The sequence below is a fragment of the Ningiella algicola genome (genome assembly GCF_028401415.2).
Lineage (GTDB): Bacteria > Pseudomonadota > Gammaproteobacteria > Enterobacterales > Alteromonadaceae > Glaciecola.
Genome location: NZ_CP171821.2, coordinates 1494096 through 1519286, shown reverse-complemented (window position 1 = coordinate 1519286; position 25191 = coordinate 1494096). Strand labels below are relative to the sequence as shown.

Annotated in this window: 21 protein-coding genes; 9 read left to right on the top strand and 12 right to left on the bottom strand. The window is 44.0% G+C overall.

The window, feature by feature from the left end; genetic code table 11:
• Nucleotides 1-100: 100 nt before the first annotated feature.
• Nucleotides 101-895, top strand: a complete 795-nt coding sequence (locus PN836_RS06680) for a peptidylprolyl isomerase (RefSeq protein WP_395344471.1) — start codon at nt 101-103, stop codon at nt 893-895.
• A gap of 67 nt (nt 896-962) precedes the next feature.
• Here PN836_RS06680 and PN836_RS06675 read toward each other — a convergent pair whose 3' ends face one another.
• Nucleotides 963-1727, bottom strand: coding sequence for a hypothetical protein (locus PN836_RS06675; protein ID WP_395344470.1), 765 nt, complete (start codon nt 1725-1727; stop codon nt 963-965).
• A 178-nt stretch (nt 1728-1905) separates the two neighbouring features.
• Complete coding sequence (locus PN836_RS06670) at nt 1906-2286, bottom strand: VOC family protein (protein WP_395344469.1); 381 nt, start codon at nt 2284-2286, stop codon at nt 1906-1908.
• Between the two features lie 333 nt (nt 2287-2619).
• Between PN836_RS06670 and PN836_RS06665 the strand changes: the two genes are divergently transcribed.
• The 3 genes from PN836_RS06665 (at nt 2620) to PN836_RS06655 (ending at nt 5088) form a co-directional block, all read left to right on the top strand.
• Nucleotides 2620-4086, top strand: coding sequence for a NarK family nitrate/nitrite MFS transporter (locus PN836_RS06665; protein WP_395344468.1), 1467 nt, complete (start codon nt 2620-2622; stop codon nt 4084-4086).
• 75 nt (nt 4087-4161) lie between these two features.
• Nucleotides 4162-4500, top strand: a complete 339-nt coding sequence (locus PN836_RS06660; protein ID WP_395344467.1) for a hypothetical protein — start codon at nt 4162-4164, stop codon at nt 4498-4500.
• 63 nt (nt 4501-4563) lie between these two features.
• Nucleotides 4564-5088: a CBS domain-containing protein gene (locus tag PN836_RS06655; protein WP_395344466.1), complete on the top strand. Its 525-nt coding sequence runs from the start codon at nt 4564-4566 to the stop codon at nt 5086-5088.
• Nucleotides 5089-5143: 55 nt separating this feature from the next.
• Here the strand turns inward: PN836_RS06655 and PN836_RS06650 are convergent, their stop codons facing one another.
• Nucleotides 5144-7828, bottom strand: coding sequence for a DEAD/DEAH box helicase (locus PN836_RS06650; RefSeq protein WP_395344465.1), 2685 nt, complete (start codon nt 7826-7828; stop codon nt 5144-5146).
• A 187-nt stretch (nt 7829-8015) separates the two neighbouring features.
• On the opposite strand from PN836_RS06650, the gene recQ reads away from it, so the two are divergent.
• Nucleotides 8016-10289, top strand: a complete 2274-nt coding sequence (gene recQ, locus PN836_RS06645; RefSeq protein ID WP_395344464.1) for a DNA helicase RecQ — start codon at nt 8016-8018, stop codon at nt 10287-10289.
• Nucleotides 10290-10348: 59 nt separating this feature from the next.
• Here recQ and PN836_RS06640 read toward each other — a convergent pair whose 3' ends face one another.
• From PN836_RS06640 to PN836_RS06630, 3 genes are all read right to left on the bottom strand, one after another.
• Nucleotides 10349-11017 carry a hypothetical protein gene (locus tag PN836_RS06640; RefSeq protein WP_395344463.1) on the bottom strand — a complete coding sequence of 223 codons (669 nt, stop codon included), beginning with the start codon at nt 11015-11017 and terminating at the stop codon, nt 10349-10351.
• A gap of 330 nt (nt 11018-11347) precedes the next feature.
• Nucleotides 11348-12490, bottom strand: a complete 1143-nt coding sequence (locus PN836_RS06635; protein ID WP_395344462.1) for an FAD-dependent oxidoreductase — start codon at nt 12488-12490, stop codon at nt 11348-11350.
• Nucleotides 12491-12509: 19 nt separating this feature from the next.
• A complete protein-coding gene (locus tag PN836_RS06630) occupies nt 12510-13877 on the bottom strand; it encodes an MAC/perforin domain-containing protein (protein WP_395344461.1) in 1368 nt (455 codons plus the stop codon).
• A gap of 242 nt (nt 13878-14119) precedes the next feature.
• Between PN836_RS06630 and PN836_RS06625 the strand changes: the two genes are divergently transcribed.
• From PN836_RS06625 to PN836_RS06615, 3 genes are read left to right on the top strand one after another with little or no spacing between them, the layout of a single operon-like run.
• On the top strand, nt 14120-14380 hold the full coding sequence (locus PN836_RS06625; protein WP_395344460.1) for a DUF5062 family protein: 261 nt from the start codon (nt 14120-14122) through the stop codon (nt 14378-14380).
• Nucleotides 14381-14388: 8 nt separating this feature from the next.
• On the top strand, nt 14389-15408 hold the full coding sequence (locus PN836_RS06620; protein WP_395344459.1) for a sodium-dependent bicarbonate transport family permease: 1020 nt from the start codon (nt 14389-14391) through the stop codon (nt 15406-15408).
• A 29-nt stretch (nt 15409-15437) separates the two neighbouring features.
• Entirely contained in the window at nt 15438-15758 is a 321-nt protein-coding gene (locus PN836_RS06615) for a P-II family nitrogen regulator (RefSeq protein WP_395344458.1), read from the top strand.
• A gap of 79 nt (nt 15759-15837) precedes the next feature.
• Here the strand turns inward: PN836_RS06615 and PN836_RS06610 are convergent, their stop codons facing one another.
• The 6 genes from PN836_RS06610 to PN836_RS06585 form a co-directional block, all read right to left on the bottom strand.
• Entirely contained in the window at nt 15838-17178 is a 1341-nt protein-coding gene (locus PN836_RS06610) for a sensor histidine kinase (protein ID WP_395344457.1), read from the bottom strand.
• Nucleotides 17179-17218: 40 nt separating this feature from the next.
• Nucleotides 17219-18571, bottom strand: coding sequence for a sigma-54-dependent transcriptional regulator (locus PN836_RS06605; RefSeq protein ID WP_395344456.1), 1353 nt, complete (start codon nt 18569-18571; stop codon nt 17219-17221).
• A 67-nt stretch (nt 18572-18638) separates the two neighbouring features.
• Nucleotides 18639-21032 (bottom strand): ABC transporter permease, encoded by a 2394-nt coding sequence (locus tag PN836_RS06600; protein ID WP_395344455.1) that lies wholly within the window; start codon nt 21030-21032, stop codon nt 18639-18641.
• A 25-nt stretch (nt 21033-21057) separates the two neighbouring features.
• Entirely contained in the window at nt 21058-21783 is a 726-nt protein-coding gene (locus PN836_RS06595) for an ABC transporter ATP-binding protein (RefSeq protein ID WP_395344454.1), read from the bottom strand.
• Nucleotides 21784-21804: 21 nt separating this feature from the next.
• Complete coding sequence (locus tag PN836_RS06590; protein ID WP_395344453.1) at nt 21805-23061, bottom strand: efflux RND transporter periplasmic adaptor subunit; 1257 nt, start codon at nt 23059-23061, stop codon at nt 21805-21807.
• Between the two features lie 435 nt (nt 23062-23496).
• Entirely contained in the window at nt 23497-24129 is a 633-nt protein-coding gene (locus PN836_RS06585; RefSeq protein ID WP_395344452.1) for an RpiB/LacA/LacB family sugar-phosphate isomerase, read from the bottom strand.
• 279 nt (nt 24130-24408) lie between these two features.
• Here PN836_RS06585 and PN836_RS06580 point away from each other — a divergent pair, with 279 nt between their 5' ends.
• Entirely contained in the window at nt 24409-25107 is a 699-nt protein-coding gene (locus PN836_RS06580; RefSeq protein WP_395344451.1) for a hypothetical protein, read from the top strand.
• The last annotated feature ends 84 nt before the right edge of the window (nt 25108-25191 follow it).

The window sequence follows — 25191 nt, the reverse complement described above, 5'->3', positions numbered from 1 at the left end:
GCTCATGTGGGAGCAGGGATGCTCCAAACTTTTCATCGGATGAGAACGATGCGTGAGCCAATATTGACCTACTTCAATTAAGAGAAGCGAAGGAATTATCATGTCATTAACTAATACGCCTGACATCATGGTCAACGGCACAACTATACCCGCGGCTGCTATTGATACCGAAGTACAATATCACCCTGCTGAGTCAAGACGACAAGCCATTGTTGAGGCTGCACAGTCTTTGATTATTGCAGAGCTTATTGCACAAAAAGCTAAAGAAAAAGGTTTAACCGATAGTGTTGACCGTGAACGCCTTGAAAAAGAGCCTGAGCTTATTGACGCACTGTTTGCACAGGAGGTGTATGTGCCCACTGCCACTGATGACGAGTGCGTTCGCTATTTTGAGGCTAATCCAGAGCAGTTTCGATCATCTCCTTTGGTGGAAACGAGGCATATTCTGCTTGCGGCCGACCCAAAAGACTTAGAGCATAGAGCCGAGATGCTAACGATTGCAGAGCAGCTAATTTCGCAGATCAAATCGAAAGAAATTGGTTTTAGCCAAGCAGCAAAACAATATTCAGTATGTCCGTCAAAAGAGCAGGGCGGTAGCTTAGGGCAGCTGTCTTCTGGTCAAACAGTAAGCGAGTTTGAACGTCAAGTATTTGCTGCCGATTTAGGTTTGATGGAAGTGCCGGTGGAGTCTCGTTTTGGCTACCACATTGTTGATGTGGTCAGAAAAATAGAGGGCAAAGCGCTCACCTACGACTTAGTTGAGGACAAAATTCAAAAGTATTTAAATGATAAAGTCCATCGAAAGGCGATTTCTCAGTATCTGCATCGCCTCGTTAGCGAAGCGGATATCAAAGGCTTTGAGTTTGATATTGATGCGTCTATGCTGATGCAGTGAATGTGCAAACCGGCGGCTATGCTAATTGCATAGCCATTGTTGGACTTCTGTTCAGGCCTTGTAAATACTATTTGCTAGATTTAGTCCGAAAGAGCATACAAACGAAAATAGAAGATATCACCAAAGGTATGGTATTGGGTGCACTCACATCTGAGGTGGCGGGGTCTTCTAGTAGAGAAATATTGAAATCGAAAATGCTTGTCAACGCCCCTCCTGTAAGCAATGAATTGTCTTCCGGATTCGTTGCATCACCCAATACAAAGCTGAAAGTGGTTCTTGCGCTTATTAAATCATTCAAAAGGGCATCAAAAAAGCGATCTGGACTGAGTGCATCGTCCAAATTATCGTACAAATTGCTATAAAATCCATCAATGCTCATATTTCTTACGTATAGTGACTCAGTTACCATAAAACGTGAGTCTTCATCAAAAGAATTACCCATTGAGAATGAAAATACGCTGGTAATTGTTGGACTTCCCACCAGGCTTCCGTCGTAAGTTTGCAGTCCATGGCGAAAAGCGCTGGTGGAGTCAGCTTTATTGAAAAACGTGGGCGCCTTAACGCCATCTACAAACGTGCTCGACTCATGTGCAATGTTTATAAAGCTTGGGTCACCAGACGCCCAAGACGGCGTGTAATAGTCGTCTAAATCAAAGGTAGACTCAAACGACCAACTAAAGTTTCTTAGTTCATCGCTACAGCAAAATTCAACAGAGTCATCAATTCGAAGGTCAAGGGGGTTTACTGTGCCGGAAGTGCTTACTTTTACGACTGAAGCAGATACGCTTGAAGCAAGCAGAGAAAGAAGACAGATCATAAGCGATCTTTTCATGGTTATTCCTTTAGTTACGACGTTTTGTTTTTACAGATTGAAGCAGTCCATGCAATAATTAAACCCAGCATAAGCCATTGTAAAATAATAAAAAAATAAAGGTATCGCGTAGGCTTGTAAGTTTTTCTGACACCTACCCCACTACTACAGAGCAATGATGGGAAGTTTAATACTCTGCTTACTTCACGCGATGCAATGCGCAAATTTTATTACCGCTAGGGTCGCGCAAATAAGCCAAGTATAGTGTGCCGTTAGGCCCTTCACGCTCACCTGGAGGATCCTCACACGCAACACCACCGTTGGCCAAACCTGCTTTGTGCCACGCATCGGCTAAATCAGGTGATGCAGCTAAAAATCCAAAGGTGGAGCCATTGCCGTGAGAGGCGGGCTGGCCGTCAAGAGGAATGCTTAAACCAAGCACGCCTGAATCAGTAAAGTAAAAGCATCGTCCTTTGGCGTCAATCACGCCTGGTTTGTGTCCTAATACACCAAGAATGGCGTCGTAAAATTGTTTCGCTTGGGGAATATCGTTTGCACCTAACATGATGTGGCTAAACATAAGGAATGGTCCTAGGTTTGGGGTATGAACTAATTATCACAGCCCTTGCTGAGATTGACTACATTATTATTAAAACGAAGTGTTACGACACACAAGTAAAAAATAATGATAGTCATGTATTGGTAAAGCGGCGCAAAAACAGCACTGAAATCAATCTAAGCCACTGGTTCGCTTCTACAAGCTCAAAATCACCCGTCATCAAGCACTACCTACTAATAGGTAACTCCCCAGAGCATTGTGATTAGTGCGATACGCGTATTGATCTAGGTCAATCTAAAGCGCCAAGATGAGTAGATAATTGGTCGATAGAAAATAACTTTCGTGGAGACACTCATGACCAGTGACACCTTTAACATTTTCAGATTCAGCGGGAAGATGAAAATTCTCCATCTATCTTGGATGGCGTTTTTCATTAGTTTTTTGGTATGGTTTAACTTTGCACCGCTACTTTTGGCGGTAAAAGAAACGCTTGGTTTAACTAACGATCAAATCAAGACACTTCTTATCCTTAACGTAGCGCTTACCATTCCCGCCCGCGTGATAATCGGGATGCTTACCGATAAATATGGTCCAAGGCTAGTGTATTCTGCACTGCTTGCGATATGTTCAATCCCTTGTTTTATGTTTGCTTTTGCAGATAGCTTTTTGCAGGCGGCTATTGCTCGATTTCTCTTAGGCTTTATTGGCGCTGGCTTTGTTGTGGGTATTCGCATGGTGTCAGAATGGTTCCCGCACAGTGAGTTGGGTACCGCTGAAGGTATTTATGGCGGCTGGGGTAACTTTGGTTCCGCCGCTGCAGCCTTTACGCTTCCTACGATAGCTGTGCTTTTTGGCGGTGAAGATGGATGGCGTTATGCCATTGGTATCACCGGTGTTATTAGCTTGGTATTCGCCTTTATCTACTACGCAAATGTGACAAATACACCTAAAGGTTCCACCTACTTCAAGCCTAAAAATTTAGGCGCAATGGAAGTCACCTCTGTGCGCGATTTCTATCTGTTACTCATCATGAAACTTCCGATGTACGCCGCTATAGCCTTACTCGCTTGGAAACTTTCTCCAGCCGGCGTCGATATGCTAAGCAGCACCGCGGTGACATCAGTCTATGTGGGTTTAGGGCTACTCTATGTGCTTGAAGTTTATAAAGTGTATCAAGTGAACAAGGAAATTTTCAGCAAAGAAGTGCCAGAGCTTCATCGTTACAACTTTAAACAGGTAGCGGTTCTGGATATTTTGTATTTCACTAACTTTGGTTCCGAGCTTGCGGTTGTTTCAATGTTGCCATTGTTCTTTGCGGAAACCTTCAATTTAGACCCAGTACTTGCAGGCCTGTTGGCAGGTGCTTATGCTTTCATGAACTTAATGTCTCGTCCCGCTGGCGGATGGATTTCTGATAAGTTTGGTCGTAAATCTACGCTTATGATCCTCACCGCAGGCCTAGCAATCGGTTACTTCCTCATGGGCATGGTCGACGGTCAATGGCCTCTATGGTTAGCAGTTGCTATTGTAATGGGATGTTCTTTCTTCGTTCAATCTGGAGAAGGTGCGGTGTTTGCCGTTGTGCCGCTGATTAAACGCAGAATGACCGGTCAAATCGCCGGTATGACTGGCGCGTTTGGTAATGTGGGTGCCGTCACGTTCCTAACCGTTCTTTCTTTTGTTGACTACAGCACCTTCTTTTACGTCATCGCTGCAACTGCGCTAGTGGGTTTGTTTACACTGATATTTATGGATGAGCCTCGCGGCAAAATTGCAGAAGTGGCTGAAGATGGAAGTGTTCATATGATTGATGTCAGTTAAGGCTGCGTCGTTAATTGTTCGCTAGTTCAACATTGAGGCTAGCGCGAAACATACACTTTGCAAAAAGACGAGGCTATGTCTACAAATCCGTTTTCAGCCAATTGGACCGCAAAGGGTCATACCCTTTGTTTAGGCCATTGGGAAATTAGCTATCACTCGCTTCCGCTTTGTTTACCTTCAAACGCGAAAGAGATGCACATGGATACTTACGGGATCTTCAGTTGGTTGTTTCCAGATGACGAAGACTGCGCGGAAGGCCTCCCTCTAGAGCAGTGGATAGAGGCAAAATCAGATTGGTTGTTTGATGTGTTTGATCAGCATCAAATCCCAATCGATGAAAAGCATATATCGTGGTTTTACGAAGCGGTAAGTAAACAAGATTGGCGCTGTGGAAGCTGCGGCGGCTGTTTATAAGCGAGACTAAAAGGTAACAAAAAACGCGTCCTTGAAAAGGGATACAACAAAAAAGGTGATGCAATGATTAAGGAAAATACGTGTACGGAAAAAAATCGTGTGGTTGATGTGTTAAGTAACGCAATTTTAGCCGATATTGCAACAAAAGAAGTCATTACCGCGTATGAAGGTTGGTCAATTAAAACCCTATCAAAGTTTTTCTACGACGGCGAAATATCTGGCGCGCCGGTAGTCTCTGCCGATAATGAGTTAGTGGGTGTTGTGACCAAGTCAGATGTGATTTGTTTTGAAAGTAAGTCCTTAGATTTTGAGGCGGTGCAAGACATTATCGATAAATACATTGGACCGTTCACAGACAATCGACAAGCGATGGTTGATCAGATTCGAGACCGCGCCTCAGAGTACTGCTGTGTGCACGCGATTATGACACCACGGGTGCATGCCCTGGACGTCAGCGCATCTTTACTTGAAGCTGTGACACTTATCAAAGCACACAATATCCATCGATTGTTTGTAACTGATCAGGATGAGTTAAGCAGTGTTGTTACAGCTGAGGATATTTTGAGCTTTTTGTTGAGTAGTGAGTGAAGCGCTGATAAAGGCACGATTAGGTATCTAGCAGATAAAGCGTAGCGACAGCTCCTTACGCCTTCAAAAAGCACATTAGTTTTTCTTTGCAAATGTCCTGTTGTTTGCGCCAAGCGATGTAAGGCAAAGGAATAATAGCCACGCCTGCGCGATTAAAAATACCATAGGTAGAAAAACAGGAGTAAGCCTCAAACTTTCCTGGGAAACCAATTAAATCAATAGCGACGACCTTTTCACTGTATGAACAAATGATGTCTACCTGCTGTCCTAAAATGGCGTTATCAATCCATACAGTTGCGCCGTTTTCTTCTAAAAATAACTTTACTTCACCCGCAAATTCACAGGCTTCATCAATATATGCGTTTACCTGAGTAGTCTTGTGCTCAAAGCTCAAGTATTGATGCAACAAGTTGTCTGGCTTTAAGCTTTCATAGTCTATCGAATAGAATACTTTTTGCGCTTGTTTTGAGCGAGTGACTAGCACATTGAACATATCTTCTTTATTTAGGTACGTCGCTGCTCTTGATGACACGTTATCAATGCAAAAAGAGATAAATACTATGTCTCGCTCTTCACCCTGAAACCCGAATGGTGTTGAGATTTTCATTCTGAAATCGAGAACTTGTTGAGGTGTAAAGTGGCGATTAATCGCGTTTTCTATGTATTGAGCTTGTTCTCTATATGGTGACATAACCCCAATACTGGGTTTAGTCGCCAATGTAGCAGACTTCTGTATAACACGCTCAATCTCTGTAATGACCGCATCTTTTTCAATTTTGTTTTTCCCAGTGCTTGAACGCTTGCCCGGTAGCTTTACAAGATGCAAAGCCATTGTGTCCGAAACATTTGGGCGTGCCTGCATCACAATTAGCTTTGAATCGTAGAACTGGGAGTTGCTGAATGAGATGAGCTCTGGCTTGCTCCTAAAATGTTCATCCAACATACACACTGCGCTTTGTGTTGATATTGCGTCTGACACAATATCCAGCAATGACTGGTCTCGATAACTCATTGTATTTTGTGAAGCGAAGTCACCAAAACTTTTCCTTCTTATCAATTCCTGTTTGTTTTTTGACAAAAACGAAAGGTGCCGCAGCTGTTTACCATCTCCCACAATGCACGCTCGCTTAGCGCGCTGCAGAGCGGGTAGTCCACTAGCCATATCGCACTGGGTTGCCTCATCCATAATCACTAAGTCAAAGAGTTCATGCGAAAAGGGCAAAACACGGTTTAATTCATCGGTGCTCAATAGCCATATTGGGAATGCTTTTAATACCTTGTCAAAATCCGTTGCGGCGAAGCGTTCATCAGCGGTTTTTGAATTGCGTGCTCTCAATCCACTTTGAAATTGAACCAATGCTTTTCGATAATCAACTAACACCTGCTGTAAAGTGTTAGTACGAAATGCGTTGATATATTTGGCGGACTGCTGTTCGAGATTTTTTTGCGTCGTTTTAATATCATCTTTTATGTCCCATAGTTTCAGCAAACCATAAAATTTTAGATACGCAGATGCGATACATTTTTTATACCAAGGGTTTGAGTCGTGCGAGTGTTTGAGAGACCAAAGCAATTTTCTATATTGCTTTTGAAAGGATCTTAAGTTCATATGGGAGCGCATTAAGTTGTTTTGAAGATCAGAAACCTTATCGTGAGTGTTGACTCCCTCATTCAACAGTGCGGATAGATACGATTTAAGCGACTTAATAAAGCCTTGTTCATTGGCGCATACATAACCCGTATCCAGTCCAAATTCGCTTTTCAGCAAATGTCCAATAACGTCCGTCGCTTGCGCCGATTTAGTAACAATAATGACGGATTCGCCTTGCAACATTCTATCAATGGCAATTGCTGCTATCGTATAGCTTTTCCCAGTGCCGGGAGGACCAGATATCAGGCTGAGGGTATGGTTAGCCGCGTTAAAAAGTGCTGATGTTTGTGCAGTGCTTAAAATGGAAGGAAGCAATTCAGGTCGAGAAATCGAGGCTCTTGTATCAGGGGCTTTGTCGGTAAACAAACTCTGAATTGGTCTAGATAGCGCCTGACTATCCAATAAAGACTTAAGCTCATGAAGAATACCTCGTGAGCCTTTTGTGCGGTCGGCAAGCACTAAACAAGAAGCAGTACTGATAGCTAGCGTTTTATCATTAGTGTGATTTTCACATTCTCGAAAACTTGGCCAGCGCACTAACTCCTCTGTTCTTGAGACAAGCGTATTAGCACTCAACCAGTCATCTATTTTGCTGATAATTCCTTGCGAAACAGGCCAAGTCACAGATGGAAAGGCTTCGATAATAGACGCGTCTACGTCTGGCCTCAACAACTGCCTCAATAAAACTGAATTGAGTCGTAAATCGTGCGTATCAATACTGAAATAAAGATCATCGCCATCCATTATCTGTGCAGGAAAGTAAAAAATGGGGGAATGAATATTCCTCGTTTTTGTAAGGCCAGGCTGGTCCGTCAATTGACCTTTAACCATTAAACAACCATAAATCAGCATGCGCTCTTTACGATAGATATCGACTTGCTCTCGCATATTGTCTATATGGGGGCTGACAACAATTCGTTGCTGCAATTCGCCGCTGGCAAGAAGTTCTTCATCCTTGAGCAATATGCGTCGTTCTGAGGCTAATTTGTCAATATTGCTGAGGGAAAGATAATATGAATCTTCTCGATAGCAGTTACGAGCGAAGTCGATATATTTCAAGCACACTTCAAGATGGTTGAGATGGTTCAAATCGCAAAAAAGCCTCTTGTCATTGTTATCCTAGTTGATGCTATCTGAGTCATTTAGACCAACGACGTTGTAAATCAAGCGTAGTATTTACGTTTTGCACGTTTAATACTATACCTAAATACAGCGTCACTAAAATATGGAAAAAGGTATCATATGGATAAATTTTTACTTCAACGAGCAAAACATCTTGGCTGAATTTAACTCATCTCCTTCTGAGCAAAGCGTTGACACGAAATATAGCTTAAGTCGCGCAAACCAACTTCTCCAAGAAGTCTTTGGATATGACGCATTCCGCTCGTCGCAAGCAGATATCATCAGCAGTGTTTTGGCCTTTGAAAACACGCTCGCGATTATGCCAACAGGTGGGGGTAAGTCTCTTTGCTACCAAATACCTGCATTGATGTTTGATGGGCTTACTATTGTCATCTCGCCGCTAATTTCACTCATGCAGGATCAAGTTCGGCAATTGGATGAGTTAAACGTTCCCGCTTGCTTTTTAAACAGTACTTTAAGCCCACAAGAATACAATCATAATGTTAAGGGAATTAAAAGCGGACAAACAAAACTTGTCTTTTTGGCGCCTGAAACCGCCTTGCAAGCCGCCATACTCGATATATTGCAGAGCGTGCAGGTCTCTTGCATAGCCATCGATGAAGCGCATTGTATATCAGAATGGGGGCATGAGTTTCGACCAGAGTATCGTCAGCTTCACACCCTCGTTGAGCGCTTTGATGGTGCAGTTTGTGTGGCGCTTACCGCTACGGCTACACCTCGAGTTAGAGAAGATATTAAACGCCAGCTCAACATTGCAAGTAACAGTGAGTTTATTGCCAGTTTCGACAGGCCGAATCTTTATCTTGCCGTGAGTGAAAAAGAATCACCCTACCAGCAAGCCAAAGCGTTTATAGACAAGCACCCTCAGCAGTCGGGCATTATTTATTGCCAGTCGCGCTCGGGAGTAGATGAACTTGCCCAGCGTTTACAAGACGATGGCTACTCAGCGCTCGCTTATCATGCGGGTTTAAATCACCAAAAGCGCAGTGATTACCAAGAGCAATTCGTGCGCGACGATGTGCAAATTATCGTCGCAACTATCGCCTTCGGTATGGGCATCAATAAACCCGATGTACGTTATGTTTTGCATTACGATTTACCTAAAAATATTGAGAGCTACTATCAACAAATTGGTCGGGCAGGGCGAGACGGTCTAGATGCGGATTGCTTGCTCCTCTTTGGCTACGGCGACATTGGCAAAAATCGCTTTTTTATTGAGCAGATGCAAAACGAACAAGAAAAGCGCTTGGCAACCATGCACCTAAATCAAATGCTTGCCCTTGCAGAAACGGAAAGTTGCCGGCGCACGCCCTTGCTTAAATATTTTGGTGAGCACGATGCGGTAAATGAGTGCAGTAAATGTGACAACTGCTTAAACGAAGACAAGCAGCAAGAAGATTTAAGCGTGGCAGCCCAGAAATTTTTGTCATGTGTATATCGTACAGGACAGATATTTGGGGCAGGCCACATCGTCGACGTGCTGCGCGGTTCAAATGCGGAAAAGGTACTCAGCAACCGCCACAATTTGTTATCCACCTACGGCATCGGAAATGAATACAGCAAAAAACAGTGGATGGCGCTGGGCAGGCAGCTTATTCAGAAAGGGTATTTGCTGCAAGACACACAATATGGTGGTCTAAAACTAGCCCCTTCTGCCCAAGATGTTTTGAAGGGGCGTGTAGCATTTATGGCGCGCCTGCAAAAGCCTGAATCACGCACATCTAGAACACCTGTTTCCAAGCCTGAAATGCCAGTTGGCGATCAAGATTTAGTGATGCAGCTTAAAGTCCTTCGTAAGCGTTTGGCGGATGAAGCCAATGTGCCGCCCTACGCCATATTTTCAGATAGGTCACTGCAAGAAATGGCATATTACTTTCCGCATAGCGAGCCAAGCTTGTTGCAAATTCATGGGGTGGGGCAAAGTAAAGCGCAAAAATATGCCGACATTTTCATACCGATTATTGCCCAATATTGCGAAGACAATAACTTAAAGGAAGTCGAGAACCATAAGAGTGCTTCAGTCAAACCAAGCAAGGCAAGTAAAGCCAATGATAAACCGCAATTAGGCAATAAAACGCGCGAGATAGCTCAACAGTTTGTTAGCGGCAAGTCTATCGCAGAACTTGTTCAGGCGCATAAAGTGAAAGAAGGCACCATTTTCACTCACCTCTACAAGTATGTACAACAGGGTGAAAGCCTAAATTCGACAACACAGATTTTGTCAGAGATGGCGCTGGACGATGTAACGCTCGCAACAGGCCTAGCAGCATTTAAAGAGCACGGCACTGAGCGATTAAAACCCGTGTTTGAAGCACTCGGTGAAAGGGTGTCGTATGAGCGGCTGAATTTGTTGCGTGTGTATTTTCTGCATCTTGAGAATAGTCGTAACAAGCGGGCCGAAGCTTAGGCAGAGGGCTTCGACTAATCCGCCCAAGCTTTTTAGCAATTATGTCGTATGAGGGATGCTTACCGTGGCGTTTTGCGATAAGCAATTAGCCCTAAACACAACAAGCTAAATACAACCAATGATGGCGCATTGGCTTGCGTTATTGGTTCGCTTATATTGATGGTAAATCTAGGAAACGTTGTGTTAATTGTTTCAAGCACCTCTTGTGTGGTAAAAAAGCTGCTTGGGTCACCTAGAGAAAATGTCCAAGAGCCAACGTCAGTTGCAATGAAATCGAATCGACCAATCGTAAAAAAATCGTCCGCATTATTGGTAACTTGCGACGCAAAGCGCATATCGTCTGTGGTGGTAGGTGAGAATGTGAGTTCAACATCTCTAACGGTAAGGTCACTATCCGGCGGGCCTGGGACAAACACTTCTTGGTTAGAAATTAAGTCAAAGAAACCGATTCCTTCGGGCAGTATTTCGGAACCTGTGCTACTTATAATATCTTGGTCGAAAGCAAAAAAGAAAGAGGCGCTTTCAAGCAAGTTAGCTGAATCCCGCTCTTGGACAATCTCTTCATATGTAACAAAAACAGAAAAGGTGTCGCCTACATGCAAATCAGTATCTGAGGCGAAAAAGTTTATAACGCTGGCATGTGAGTTTGCCGCACAAAAAATGAAACTAAACGCTATTGCGAGTTTATAAAGCCCCATTCGGCTTAAATAATTTGAAGATTGATTCATGGTATACAGTCCGTTGATTTAGTATTGTAAACGTTTGCGAGCATTCCTGTTGAAGCTGCGAGAGATGTGGCATTTACCTCGCCTTAAATGAAGACCGTTGCGAGTACTTCCGTATGCAATCACTCAGTAGATGATTCCAGTTAATCGTCGATTTGTAAATAGATGAGTGTCTAATTTTTATTCTAAGGGCGGCTGTTTTTTAAACGGAGGTGTAAACGCTTCTTGCGATATATTAGCGTTTGATTACCAATGAATTCGTGCATTGCATCATTGGCTTAAAGATGACTTTGCTGTATCAAGTTCTTCCTAATTGTTGTCAACTTGCCAAACTCAGGGCTCATCAGAATCGGACTCACCTGTCGCTTGCTCGATAAACGCATGGTAACTCTTTATTGTTCGTTCACAAAAGTGGGGCTTTATCTCGGTTGATGCATCGCCATATTCATAAACGCCACCCAAAATATATTGCCCCGTTTGTTTTTTATTAGATACGCGGGTAAAGAGGTAATCAGGTCTTTCACCCCACATAAGAATATAATCATTACTTAATTCAGAGCGTATATCTTGATTGTCAAAAATACACAAGTCTCCTCGGATAGGCTCCACGCTAGTATCTGGTACCAACCATTTTGCACCCAATCCCGTAGCATTAAACACAACTGAACCCGCTTCTAGGGTTTTTGTATAATCACCCAAGCTCTGTATTTCCATTTGAGTAATTAAAACACCCGCGTTGTTTAGTTCTTTCATGAGCTTGGGCATATAGATGCTTGTATCAATAAAATATGTGGAGGCTTGATATCCGCTTATTTTGAATCCACTGATCGGTAATGTTCGGTGCCATTTAATCGGTGTTTGCTCAAAAGGCAAAAAGAAAGGAATTTCAGACACCACTGCGTCATTGGTCGGGACGAATACGTCTACGGGCCTGATGCCCCATGAATCATCTGGCATAAGATTAATGAAATAATTGAGCGAATCGTTTTGGACTTGAAAAAGCAATTGTGAGCGGGTTTCACTCTCAGCCTCGAGAGTATATGGGTTCCAGAGGGCGGCCGCTACGCCAGACACATTTTTAGGATAATAGTCTTTACTGACTATTTCGACTTTGTAACCTTCTTTTGCAAGCATATAGGCAATGGTTGCACCGTTTATACCTGCACCAATTACCACAATTTTAGGCGCAGAAACCAGCTTATTCTTTGCTAATTGAATAGATGTAATCGCAGTTCCGGGCGAAAGCGTTACACCGTAGCCACCATGACCATAGTTATGCACCACCGTCTGCCCATTTATTTGCTCTAGCTCCAACCTAAAGCTATTTTTCCGTCCGGGGCGAGAACCTACTATATGTTGATAGTAGTCTGAATCGTTTATGATTACCTCAGCACTTGGTATAGCAGCCCTTAAGGTCTCATTTGCTTGTACTTCATTCATGGTGAGTACCAAGAAAAACAAAAAACACTTTTTCATATCGCTACCTTTTACGAGGCTAGACATCTGGAACGTAGCAAGGTGCACCAGGTAAGGGCGTCCAAGGCTGGTTTTTGAGGCGGGTTGTTGTATAAAACTCGCCGCTTGTATCTTTGTAACCATTCCTAAAATAGGCGTAAAGTGGCTTAGCTGAGCCAACCTCATTCGGGTAGGCGTAGAAAGCGATTTCCATATTGGTCCAGTTCTCAATATTTTTCTCGACCGACAACTTGTAGAAAGAACTACCTCCCCCATCGGCGCCTTGCTTTTGCTGGTAAACTGGTACGGTATCGGCGACTTGGCTTTTAAACGCCCAGAATCGTTTACCTGCCGCACTGAAACCCGTTTGGGGTTGCGGATTTTGAGAAAAATACCACGGCCAGCCTTTTGGTCTACCTTCAGAATCACAGGTGCGTTTGAAACCATAAATAGGCACTAAATTTGGATCTGGCGCGGGGTATGGGCTGCCTGCCAACGCCTTCTCGATGGCCTCGTCAACAGCCTTCTTGCGCGCGGAGTTCTCAATTAATTCACTGATTCTAACGATCCCGTTATCGGGGCAGTCGACAAACATCAGGTGGTCTTTGACACTATCAGCCCATTTAGACAACATCCCCGGAGTCTTGATAGCATCAGCCTTCGCAGGATCGCCCCCTATTACTCGCAGGCGCCCTGAAGATTTGGTGTCTAGCTCAGTATATTTCTCGCGTTTGGAAGCGTCCGCCTCCATTTGACCTGAACTCGTCACCGCTTCAAAGCTAGCTTTAGCGGCCCCTCTGATCTCAGTTCCGTTTACCATTTCTGTGCTATCAATAGTGCAGGGATACGAACACCGCCCACCTAAAATAATCTGGTAAAGAACGTGTGTCCCATAGTCGCGGACTAAATCGGCTGGCGCATATTCATCATCGTCGAAATGCTTCTGCACCTCATCCAACATGTAGCGCCTTAGATCGTGAGCGGTAAAATTGAACTGCAGCATCCACTGGTAGATTTGTCTGTTATAGCATTGATAGTGCGTTGAAATCTTTGAGCTACTGTTCTTATCTAACGCCGCTGAAATCTCACCCTTGAAGGAGCCGTAGTTTCCGCTGAGCTTGAATCGCGCGGATAGCTCTGAGTGAAATTCATTCATTGTACTCGTTTCTATCATCTCCGACATACCAGAGGCCGCATCACGTAGCTCAACTCGTTCAGATATGATGAGATCGCCAACCCCACTCGCCACGTTCTCGCCTAAATCAATGATCTGAGCGCGCACCCCTTTAGGCGAACAAAATTCCGAAGTAGCATCAAAGCCTGCACCGATCGTGCGCATCCCAGGAAACAATTTGCTATCCAATTGATCTTCGAGCTTCGTTTTCAAAAACTTTCTATATGCAGGCATTCAGTCTATCCCCAAGAGCAATCGTCTCACTAAGCTTAGTCTCAGAACTTGCAAATGCAAAAAGGTATTGTGAGGACTCAAGGGCCCGAGATTATTTTATCTATATATTAGTTCTCAATAACTTCGAGGAATGCGCAGTAAAGGTGCTATCTATGACTTCGTCAGGGGGTTGTTGCGTATCCCATATATATCGCTTACTCTTGTTTTACCTAAGCTTGGATCGCACATTGTGCACTGACGCCATGAAAAAAATAAGAAATGAAAACGCACTTTTGAAAAAAGCAATAGAAGTTGCTCAGCGTTACGCTCAGGGTAGGGGCTATAAATCCTTTTCGCCCACAGATTCCTCAAAACAAAAGATTGAAAGCCTTTATCGATTGTTAGTGCATGATAAACTCATTGTGCCTTTGCCGGAAGACAAAGAAGACTTAGCCAATTTAAAGCACCGATTAGTGGTATGGATAAGCAAGCAACTCCCGCCTGATCACGAACTCTTGAAGTAGACGAAAAAATGGACTTTCTTTACGACTTTCTACTGCGTTTGCTGTCGCAGTTTCAGTCTCCTACGCTCGGTTTTTTAGTGGGCGGCATGCTTATCGCGGCATTAGGAAGTCGATTAAGCATCCCGGATGCGATTTATAAATTTATTGTGTTCATGCTGCTCATGAAAATTGGCATCAAAGGCGGTATGGAAATTCGTGATGCGAATTTGGCTGAAATGCTGCTACCGGCTTTTTTTGCAATGGTCACTGGCATCGTCATTGTTCTTTTAGGGGTGTTCATATTCTCGCTCATTCCCAGTGTCAAAAAAGAAGATGGCTACGCGACTGCTGGCTTATTCGGTGCAGTTAGCGCCTCTACTTTTGCTGCGGTAATGGTGGTCATGGAAGAGGAGTCCATTGCTTATGAAGCGTGGGTGCCAGCCTTGTATCCCTTCATGGACATACCCGCACTGGTGCTTGCAATTGTGCTTGCCAATATATACATGAAAAAACGCAGCGCCGAAGATGGCAGCCAACAAAGCGACCAGAGCGATGTGGATGTGTGGGGCATTATCAAAGAAAGCCTTCAAGGTTCAGCCTTGTCTGCATTACTTTTAGGCTTAGCATTGGGTTTGCTGACCACGCCCGACAGAGTATTCGACAGCTTTTATGAGCCGCTGTTTCGGGGTTTTTTATCTATACTTATGCATATTATGGGAATGGAGGCCTATGCGCGCATCAATGAGTTAAGAAGGGTGGCGCATTGGTACGCTGTATATGCCTTTTTAGGCCCTATTGTGCATGGGCTTATTGCCTTTGGCTTAGGCTACATTGCCCATCATATAGTCGACTTTAGCCCCGGCGGAGTGGTGTTACTAGCGGTGATGGCCGCTTCTAGCTCGGATATTTCAGGGCCGCCAACCTTAAGAAGCGGTATTCCATGGGCAAATCCGTCAGCGTACATTGGCGCATCAACCAGTGTGGGCACTCCAGTGGCAATTGCCATATGCATTCCGCTTTTCATCGTACTGGCACAAATGGTTTTTTAACACGCTTAACAGAAAAAGAGACGAGCAAAATGACGCTTCATATCGCAGAAAAAGTCGTAATCGTTACTGAAAAAATTATCGCTAAAGGCGTGTGCAAAATTATTGATGATTGCGGCGCGACTGGCTACACCATTATTCCCGCTGGTGGCAAGGGGAGTCGGAATATTCGCTCCACGACTGAACGCGCATCGGTGGTGGATGATTTTGCTAATATTCAAATTGAGATAATCGTAAATAATACGCAAATGGCAGAAGCGATTATGGATAAGGTGCGCGACAAATATTTTAAGAACTATTCTGGGATTACGTATCTTGAGGACATTAAAATACTGAGACCTGAGAAGTTTTGATGCCCAGCTGCTCGTAATACAAACGTATGCACTGTCGTTTATCCAAGGCTGGGAATAGTCTGCAAAAATAGTGAAATTGCTAGCTGGATACGCAAGGTAACCAGCATTCTGCCACGCATCCTTTGGCATCTTGACGGTTAAGCAAGGTGAGAAAGCCGCCATGTGCTTCTGCAATTTGTCTACATAAGAATAGGCCAATGCCGTTACCGTTTTCTTTTGTGGTGAAAAAAGGGACAAATAAATTGTCGCTCGTGGGCAAGCCTGCCCCGCAGTCTTTTATGCGCATCCTCACTCCTTGTTCGAATGCTGTCCATTCAATGTTAACAGGGCTCGTGATTGATGATGCCTCCACTGCATTTTTTAAAAGATTAATGAGCATTTGTTCCAGTTGGTCTCGGTCTGCTTCAATCTGAAGTGTTTGTGTTTTTGAATAGTCAAAAGTGCCTTTAAGCAAGGTGCACACACTGTCAATCAACTTTGCTATATCAAACTGTTCTTTATGGGGGCGAGGCAGCTTTCCAAGCTGGGCGTAAGATTGAGCAAAACGAGATAAACTTTGACTACGCTCATTGATCACACCGAGCGATTTTTCACAGTACCTTAACCATTTTTCGTCTTTTTCGTCCTGAAGTTTATTGGACAAGTTATCACTTACTGAAATAATCGATGCAAGTGAATTATTGAGTTCATGGCCCAATACGCGAATTAATCGCTGCCACGCATGTCGCTCTTCCTCCCGCAGTGCTTTTGATAAATCGTTGACGAGCACCAAAGTGAACCGTTGACCATCCTGAATGAAGAAGTTTTTCTTTAGTTCCCAGCGCCCCCCTCTGTTTGGAAACCACCGGTCAAATACTTGGCCTGAGTCAAGCTTCATCGCATCATGCAACATAAGCTGTTTTGTGCTTAATCCCAATAGATCTGCTTTGCTTTTGTCGTAGAGGTGAGCGGCAGCCTGATTGATATTGCTAAGCTTTTCGTGGCGATCAAACACAAAGACAGGGATATCAAATTCCCCTAAAAGTTTTTCAAGAATAATTCCAGACTCAACCGTCTCAATCTGATTTTTTTGGAGAGCCTTAGCAAGCTCGTCAATTTCCCGGTATACCTGAGTCCATGCGTCATCGCCAGTTGGTGGATTAAGGCGTAAGGCATATTCTCTCATTTTTAAGCTTTCGAGTACGTTGGCTAAACTAAAAAAGTGCGACTCGAGAACTTTACGAACATGGGATACAACAAATATGCACAGCAGTATCATTAGTGGAACGATAGTGAGAACGCTTAAAAGCGAGAAGTCTGCTACCCACAGGATCAGGCATAAACTTGCGATAAAGACTAGGCTGAGTCCTGCTAGCCAGACGAACACGGTTTTTTCTGGCGATCTGTTAGTTTTAATGTTTGATGCTTTTCGATTTTGCATGCAGGCAATACATTACAGTGAAATTGATGAATAATAATACTTATTCGAGATTGCCATATTTTTCCAGTCGACGATAGAGGGCGGCTCGCGAAATGCCCAGTTGATCTGCGGCCTCCGAAACATTGCCGTTGTGCTTTTGCAAGGCACTTTGAATTAAGCTTTGTTCTGCCTGCTCCAAGGTCATATTATCCAAGGTTAGCGGTAACGCTGCAGTCGCAATACCTAAGTCCTGCGCCATAATCTGTGTACCCATGGCCATTAGCACTGAACGTTCAATACAGTGTGACAGTTCCCTTACGTTGCCAGGCCAATGATACTTTCTAATTGCTTTGAGCGCCTCATCGCTGAATTTGAGACCTGTTCGCCTATATTTTTTAAGTTGTGCACGTAAAAACTGTTCTGCGAGGGGTAAAAGGTCTTCCGGTCTTTTCCTCAACGGCGGTATGTCAATCACAATGGTGTTCAATCGATAGAGCAAATCCTGCCGAAACCTACCTGATTCAATTTCTTGTTCAAAATTCACGTTGCTGGCAGAGATTATTCTGACATCTGCTCGTACGGTTTTTGAGGAGCCCAGGGATTCAAATTCACCTGATTCGAGCACCCTCAACAATTTTGCTTGAAGTGGCAAAGGAATGTTGGCAATTTCGTCCAAGAACAAGGTGCCGCCTTCGGCCATTTCAAAACGGCCAATACGCGTTGATTTTGCGTCGGTAAACGCCCCTTTTTGATGACCGAACAACTCGCTTTCAAACAGCGTGTCGGCCAGCGCGCCCATATTAACGCTGACAAATGATTTGTCTTTTCGATTGCTAGAGTTATGGATAAGGCCGGCTATCAAACTTTTACCGACACCACTCTCACCCGTTAATAGTATGTTTGCATCTGTCGCGGCGGTTCTTTCTATAAGCTTTATCACGTTTTGCATAGTGATAGAAAGGGCAACAAAATCGCTGGTTTCATTGTCTTGTCTATTTAGTTGTAGCCACTTTTGATTGATTTTTTGCTCATTTGCTAGCTTGCATTGATTGCTGATCAGTGACAGCAAGCGCAGGTTATTCCATGGCTTTTCGACGAAGTCATTGGCGCCGAGTTTCATTGCTTTGACACTTAATTCAATGTTTGCCCATGCGGTCATTACCAAGATTGGAAGCTTGCTATCCATTTCCCGAAGCTTTTCAATCAGCGCCAGCCCCTCTTGCCCGGATGTGGTATCTGTTGCATAGTTCATGTCCATCAATATCAAACTAATATTGTGTTTGCGCACTTTATCCAATATTTGCGGTGGAGAACTTGCCTGTATAAGTGAGTAGCCTTCTGGTTCAAGCAAAAGTTCAAGCGAGTCTCGAATATGCTTTTGGTCGTCGGCTACTAATATGGTGCTATTGAGCATGGTTTTACCATTTTATTATTGTCTTTCTTAAACAGGATTCAGGTTAAATATAATTAAGAGCGTAAATTTAATCGTACTGCAATGCGATTTGTGGATGTACTCGCGTCGCTTTGCGAGTAGGTAGCCATGTAGCAATAAACCCAACTATTATCAGTATAAGTGGGATTGATGCAAAAGTAACAAAATCCCACGGTTTTGCGCCGTAGAGCGAACTTGCGAGCAAGCGACCACCAATAAGTGCACAAATGAGACCGGCGATAGCACCTACTGCAACAGGTTTAATTGTATCCAAGATAATCCACTTTCTTATCTGCGATGCATTTGCGCCAATTGCCATGCGAATGCCAATTTCATTGATTCGTTGACTCACCATGTTATCGCTAATGCCATAAACACCAATGCTTGCCAGACATAAGGCCAGTGCGGCAAAAATCCCCATGATGTTGAGCATTATGCGCTCAGACACAATGGAATCTTTGGTAAGTGCTTCGAGGGACTCTAGTAGAATCATGGGAGCAGTAGTTTCTAGCTCGATAGCGCTTTGTAGCATCATATTCTTAATTTGATTGAAGTCTTTGGACTGCGTTTTTACTAAAAAGCTCATACCGGGATAGTGTAATTGCGTGACCGGTAAGAAAAACTCGTTTTGTACTTGCGCTCTGAGCCCACGATGCTTGACATTGCCTACTACGCCGACAATAAGTTTTCTTCCACCCATCCAATCAGGTACCGTTAAGGTTTTGCCGACCGCTGACTCGTTTGGCCAGGCTTCTTTGGCAAGACGCTCATTAATCACAACAACGGGTGCACTGTCAGGCGTGTCTCTCATATCGAATTCACGTCCCTCTATAATATCAACTTCTAAGAGCTCAAAATAATCAGGCGTTATCGTTCTTACTGCTGCCTTGGGTTCTTCACCTCTCGGTACGGCAGGCGCTTGGGGATATGAATAACTCACTGGAAAATCAATACCCGTTCGTCCCATTGGCATTGTGGAAGTGGCTGCAACCGATATTACCGAGGGAATATTTTTAAGCTCTTCAACTAGTCTCAACCAGTAAGCTGGGCGTGTCGGTTTTGGCTCATAATTGTCAGCTAGCCATACATGTCCTGTCACAATGCCTTCACTGTTAAACCCAGTGTCTTGTTGCGAAAGTAAGGTGTAGCTCTTTAGTAGCAATCCAGTGAATATTAACAAAACAACGGCAATAGCCACTTCTCCTGACACTAAAAAACGGCGTACTTGCTGGCTTTGTTTATCTGAAGTGGCTTTGCGCCCTGCTTGCTTAATTGCTTCGGCAAGCTTTTTAGGGTTGGCTATGCTATACCCAGGAATGATAGACGTTGCTATGGTGGCTAAAGTTATCAGGATAACAACGGCAATCAGCGCGTTGGCATCAAGACCAACTTCGTAAGAGCGTGGCAAACGCGAACCCATCATCGCTTGTATACCCTCTATTGCCCAAGCGGCAAGCAAAAGTCCAAGCGCCCCGCCAATAAAGCACAACAGACTGCTCTCGCTGAGCAGCTGCCTTAACAATCGGGTGCGTGTTGCACCCACAGATACCCTAACTGCAAGTTCTTGAGTGCGGTTACTAAACTGCGCAAAACTTAGGTTTACAACATTAAGTACGGCAATTAAAAACACTGCGATTACCGAGGCTAACAACAGATAAAGTGCAGGGCGGCTGTCTTTAACCAATTCATCTAAAACCGACACATAATCGATTTCAAATACGCTTTGTGAGTCTTCGGAGGTGTTATCAACAATTCGCTGCCACGCACCAGATTGGCGCTTTGCCTGGTCAATTGTGATTCCGCTTTCAAGTCTTCCTGCAAGGTTTACAGGCCTTTCTAGCTTATCAATTGGCATCCAAAACGCCGCGCTAGCATATCCCAGCGTAGAAAACCCCTTTGGCATCACGCCGATGATAGAAAACTCTTGTTTGTTCAGCCGAATCGTTTTGCTGAGCACGTTCTCAACGCCTTTTAGTTCGCCTTGCCAAACATCGTAGCTAATGAGAACACTTTGCTGATTGATATCATTTTTGCTGTACCATCGCCCAAGTAAAGGTTGAACCCCTATAGTTTGCATAAAGTTGTTACTGGTTAGCATTAGCGTTAAGGGCTTTTGTTGCTCGGCAATTTCAAGCGTAGCTTGGTCATAAGCATAAAATACTAACTGTCTCAGTTGGGAAGGTGAGGCTTTCAATCGCTCATAGAAGTCGATTGAGAATGAGCGATTCACCGCGCCAGTCTTTTTGTTTACGGTTTGCACCAGCACTAATTCGTTTGAATTAGGGAAGGGTAATGGCTGTAACAAAACATTGTTAACCAAGGTATACATAGCAGTTGTGGCGCCAATGCCAATGCTCAGTGTTAATAGTGCAATAAAGGTATAAAGAGGTTTCGACCGGAGGTTTCTCAGTCCAAACTTCATGTCTGAAATAAAGGTTTCCATACTGCTCTCCTTAGATATGTTGCGTTTATGAGAGTGCGGCGTTTGCCATCGGATGAGGAGACAGTTGTTCGTCTACTAGTTTTCCATCAAAAAGTTGAACAACACGATTGGCTATGTCTGAATATCGATTGTCATGAGTTACCATGCAGATTGTCGTGCCTTGTTCGTTGAGTTCTTTGAGTAGTTGAATCACCGCTTCACCGTTTTTAGAGTCTAAGTTTCCGGTTGGCTCGTCGGCCAACAGCAAGCTTGGATCGTTGACGAGCGCGCGAGCAACTGCAACGCGCTGCTGTTGCCCCCCTGAGAGCTGACTGGGAAAATGTCGTTCACGATGACTCATGCCTACTTTTTCAAGTGCAGTGGAGGCTTTAGTGCGCCGCTGCGTTTTAGATAAGCCTTTGTGATATTGCAAAGGCAGTTCAACATTTTCGAACACTGATAAATCGCCAATCAAATTGAAGGCTTGAAAAACAAAGCCAATTGATTCACAACGTAGTTTTGCTCGTTGATCGAGGTTTAAGCTTTCGGTCGCTTTTCCATTAATTAAGTATTGTCCGGTTGTTGGCACGTCTAATAGTCCCAACATTGAGAGTAGCGTCGACTTACCACAGCCCGATGGCCCGGAAATTGATAGAAACTCACCTTCGTTAATGTCAAACTGAATGTTCGACAGCGCGTGGGTTTCTATTTCGCCCGTGCGATACACTTTGCTCACGTTTTCCAAGCTGATAATTGGGCTAGATTGATTCATGACTCTCTCCAAACGTCTTCTCTACTGAATTATTTTGATTTGACTATGCTGCTGGTATTCACCCATATCTGATACAACAACCTGATCGCCACGCTTAAGACCAGATAGCACCTGTATACTGGAAACAGATGCCTTGCCCAAATGAATATTTTCTAAGCTTGCATACTGTTCAGATGCATCCAGCTTAAACAGCTGTACGTCCGACTGCGCGCTCGCACCATTTGGCCGGTCGATGTATAGGGCATCACTGATTTGTTCCACCACAATAGTGCCTATCACGCTAAGATCAGGGCGAGCGCCACTGGGCAGCTGCTCGATTAGCTCAACATCAATTTGCACATTGCCATTAATGACTCTGGGGTCGATTCTTGCCACCTTGCCTGCAACGATGCCGTTTCGGGTATCCACTGATACTGGTAAACCCAGCTGTAAGTCCTGTACTAAATTCTCCTGCACTTGAAGCTCGGCCAAAAGTGAATCGGGTCTCGCTATTCTGGCAATATTGCTGCCTATTTCCACGCGCTGTCCAACGTCAACGGAAATTTGTTGAAGCACGCCAGCAATATCTGCCGTAATGGTTAAGGCTTCAATTTGTTCTTCAAAATGCTCCAGCATATTGCTGAACTTTCTGACTTGTGCTTGTTCTGCTGCTAATTTTGCACTGGTTAGCTGAGTTCTGTGTTGCTGTGTTTCGAGGCGGATATCCAGAATGGCTTGGCTTTGTTTGGTGTTGAGCTCCGTTTTTGCAAACTCTAAATCCGAAATAATATGCTGTTTCGCTAAAGGCTTTTCAGCCTGCTCTTTAAGTTGAGCGGCTTGGAGATCCATTTTTGCTTGGGTAATTAACAGCTTTTGCTCAAGACTTTGCTCTTGAAGCTGCGCTTTTAGCGCAAGTAAATTCGCTTGTGCAGCATCCAACTCCCAGCGCGCGCGCTGCAATTCTCCGATGAGGAGTGGATTAGACAATTGCGCAATGACGGTGCCCTGGGTTACGACTGCGCCAGGCTTTACCAGCACTCGCTCAACGCGACCTGCTGTATTTGCCGCAATCCATCGTATTTCAGAAGGCGCTAACACCCCAACACCTCGAACCTGACGCGTGAAATTGCCATGCTGAACTTCGCTAATCCACAGCTCAGATTCATCAATACTCGGTAAGGCTGGCTGAAGTTGGGTAAATGCGGCGATAAGGGCAATTAGAAGCATACAGAAAGCACCTGCTCGCAGCACACGTCTTTTATTGATAGAGGATTTTTTGTCATCAATTGGTATGTCCATGACTGTTCCTTAACTCAGATTTCACATCCGTGTAGGATTGCTACTACAAAGCGCTTGTGTTTATTCGGACATAGCGAGGATTATGCCAATTACTTTTAAATTATAAGTAATTGATAATTATGGATAATATTTTTGAGATTGGAAATCTTGTTTAGAAAAACTGTTCGATTCCGAAAATTACATTTTCGAAAACGGACAAAACAAACATGCGCTAGTCTGTGATGCGACATAATAAATTTGCTGAGTTTGAAGATACACAAGCGATAGGTTTTTCAATGAGTGAGTTGAGAGCATCTATTGGTTTTCTATATAAATTGATTCCCAAGCACGCCGTTGTGCTGCCTGCTTAGGTCTCCGCTGAAATTGATGACAACAGCCTATAACAAAGGGGAACCGCCAAACTTAATTCCCCATATCGAATGTATTTAGCTGCGCTTATGTGAATGAGCGAACAAAGGTTTTCAAATCGTCGTCTTGGCAGCCATCGAAGAAACACGCTTGAAAATGCGCAGAGCCTACAGCTTGCTTAACAAGCTCTGGATCCAGGGCTTTCAAGCCGTCTAGAAACGGCTTGCTCGTAGCAAGTTTTACATTGGTTAAAATACCTGCATTGCTTACTTGAGACTCTCTGCGCTCGGGTGGATAGCCTAAGCCTGTTTCGCCGGTAAATGCTTTTTCAAAGACATAGCGTAGGTTTAATTCCGCTCCCCATCCGAATCCTTTTGCAAAGGGAAGGGCAAGTGCGTTGCCATTATTGATTTGTGCAAATAAATAAGCATCAGCAGGGTCGATACAATAACCGCAGGCCACGCCAGGGTATGCATTTAATGACATAAGCGCACCTTGTCCTGTTCCACAACCCGCCACTACGAAATCAACCGCTTTGCTGTTTAGCAGCAGGGCAGAAATAATGCCAAGGTGGATATAAGTAAGGCGATGGTCATTGTCGTCCTTCATGCCAACATTGAACACTTCGTGCCCTTGTTCGCTTGCTACGCTGTTTAGTTGATCAAACACGATACTATTTTTACCGGCTTGGCTAAATTCCATCATCAAAGCTATTTTCATTTGGTCTCCCATGTGAGTCATAAAGGCAGTGGCCTAAATCATTTTGCCAAAGGACCTATTAGGTTAGTGTTAAGATATCGATTAAGTATTTAGGACTAGTAAACATACCATTTACTGCCATCCTTGAACAGTCAAATTCGCTCATTATTCTTCATTCACTGCGACTGAATGACCTGTTCGTTAAAGTATGGTCATCATCGCCTGAGGACTTAGTATTACTAGCATCCTTTTTTGTTTATTAGCGCGTATTAAGATAAACCCATTCAGACGGAGTTCCCAATGATGTTCGATACGATTAATAGATTCAATAAGTCCTCACGAGTAATAATAATTAGCACCGTTTGCCTTGCAGCGGTGTTTTCCAGTGCACCAGTATATGCGCAAACTAAAAGTGCATGCCTTTCAGGTAGTTCAAACTTGCTGGTGAATGGCAGCTTTGAAGAAAGTGCCAATTCCAGATATAACAACGCCTTTGATATGATTAGCGATTTAGGACGGGAAAACTCTGGCGTGTATTTCTTAGATGCTCACCCTCAAATTGATTTTCCAGCTTGGTTTACAACAGGAGGCATTTCACTTCAGCAGGGTGGCATTTCAAAAGGTGGTGAGATTGAGGTAGGCCAATCTGGGTTTTTAGGGATAAACGCTTATCACGGTAGAGTGTTTGTAGAAATGGATGGCAACCACCACGAGCAGATCGTCATGGTTGAACCAAATAAGACCTTTGAATGGGAATTGGCGCATCGCGGACGGCAAGGCGTGGACACCATCGCGTTTTCAGTCAAGTATGATGATGGTTTTAAAGAAATTGCACAAGTATCGACCGGGAAGTCAGGTTGGCAGGTACACCGTGGAAGTTTTTCTCCACCAAAAAATGAAACCAAGCTGCATGTGCGGATCACACCATTAGTGGCGTCCAACGGCGATATTGATTCTTCTAATTTCTTGGACGATGTTAAGCTTTGCTATAAAAAATAGTATTGCATTGTAAGCGTGATTGAATTTGATTTAAATTGCTTGACTATGTTTGTTTAGTCGTTAATATGGCGTTACAAATGTAAA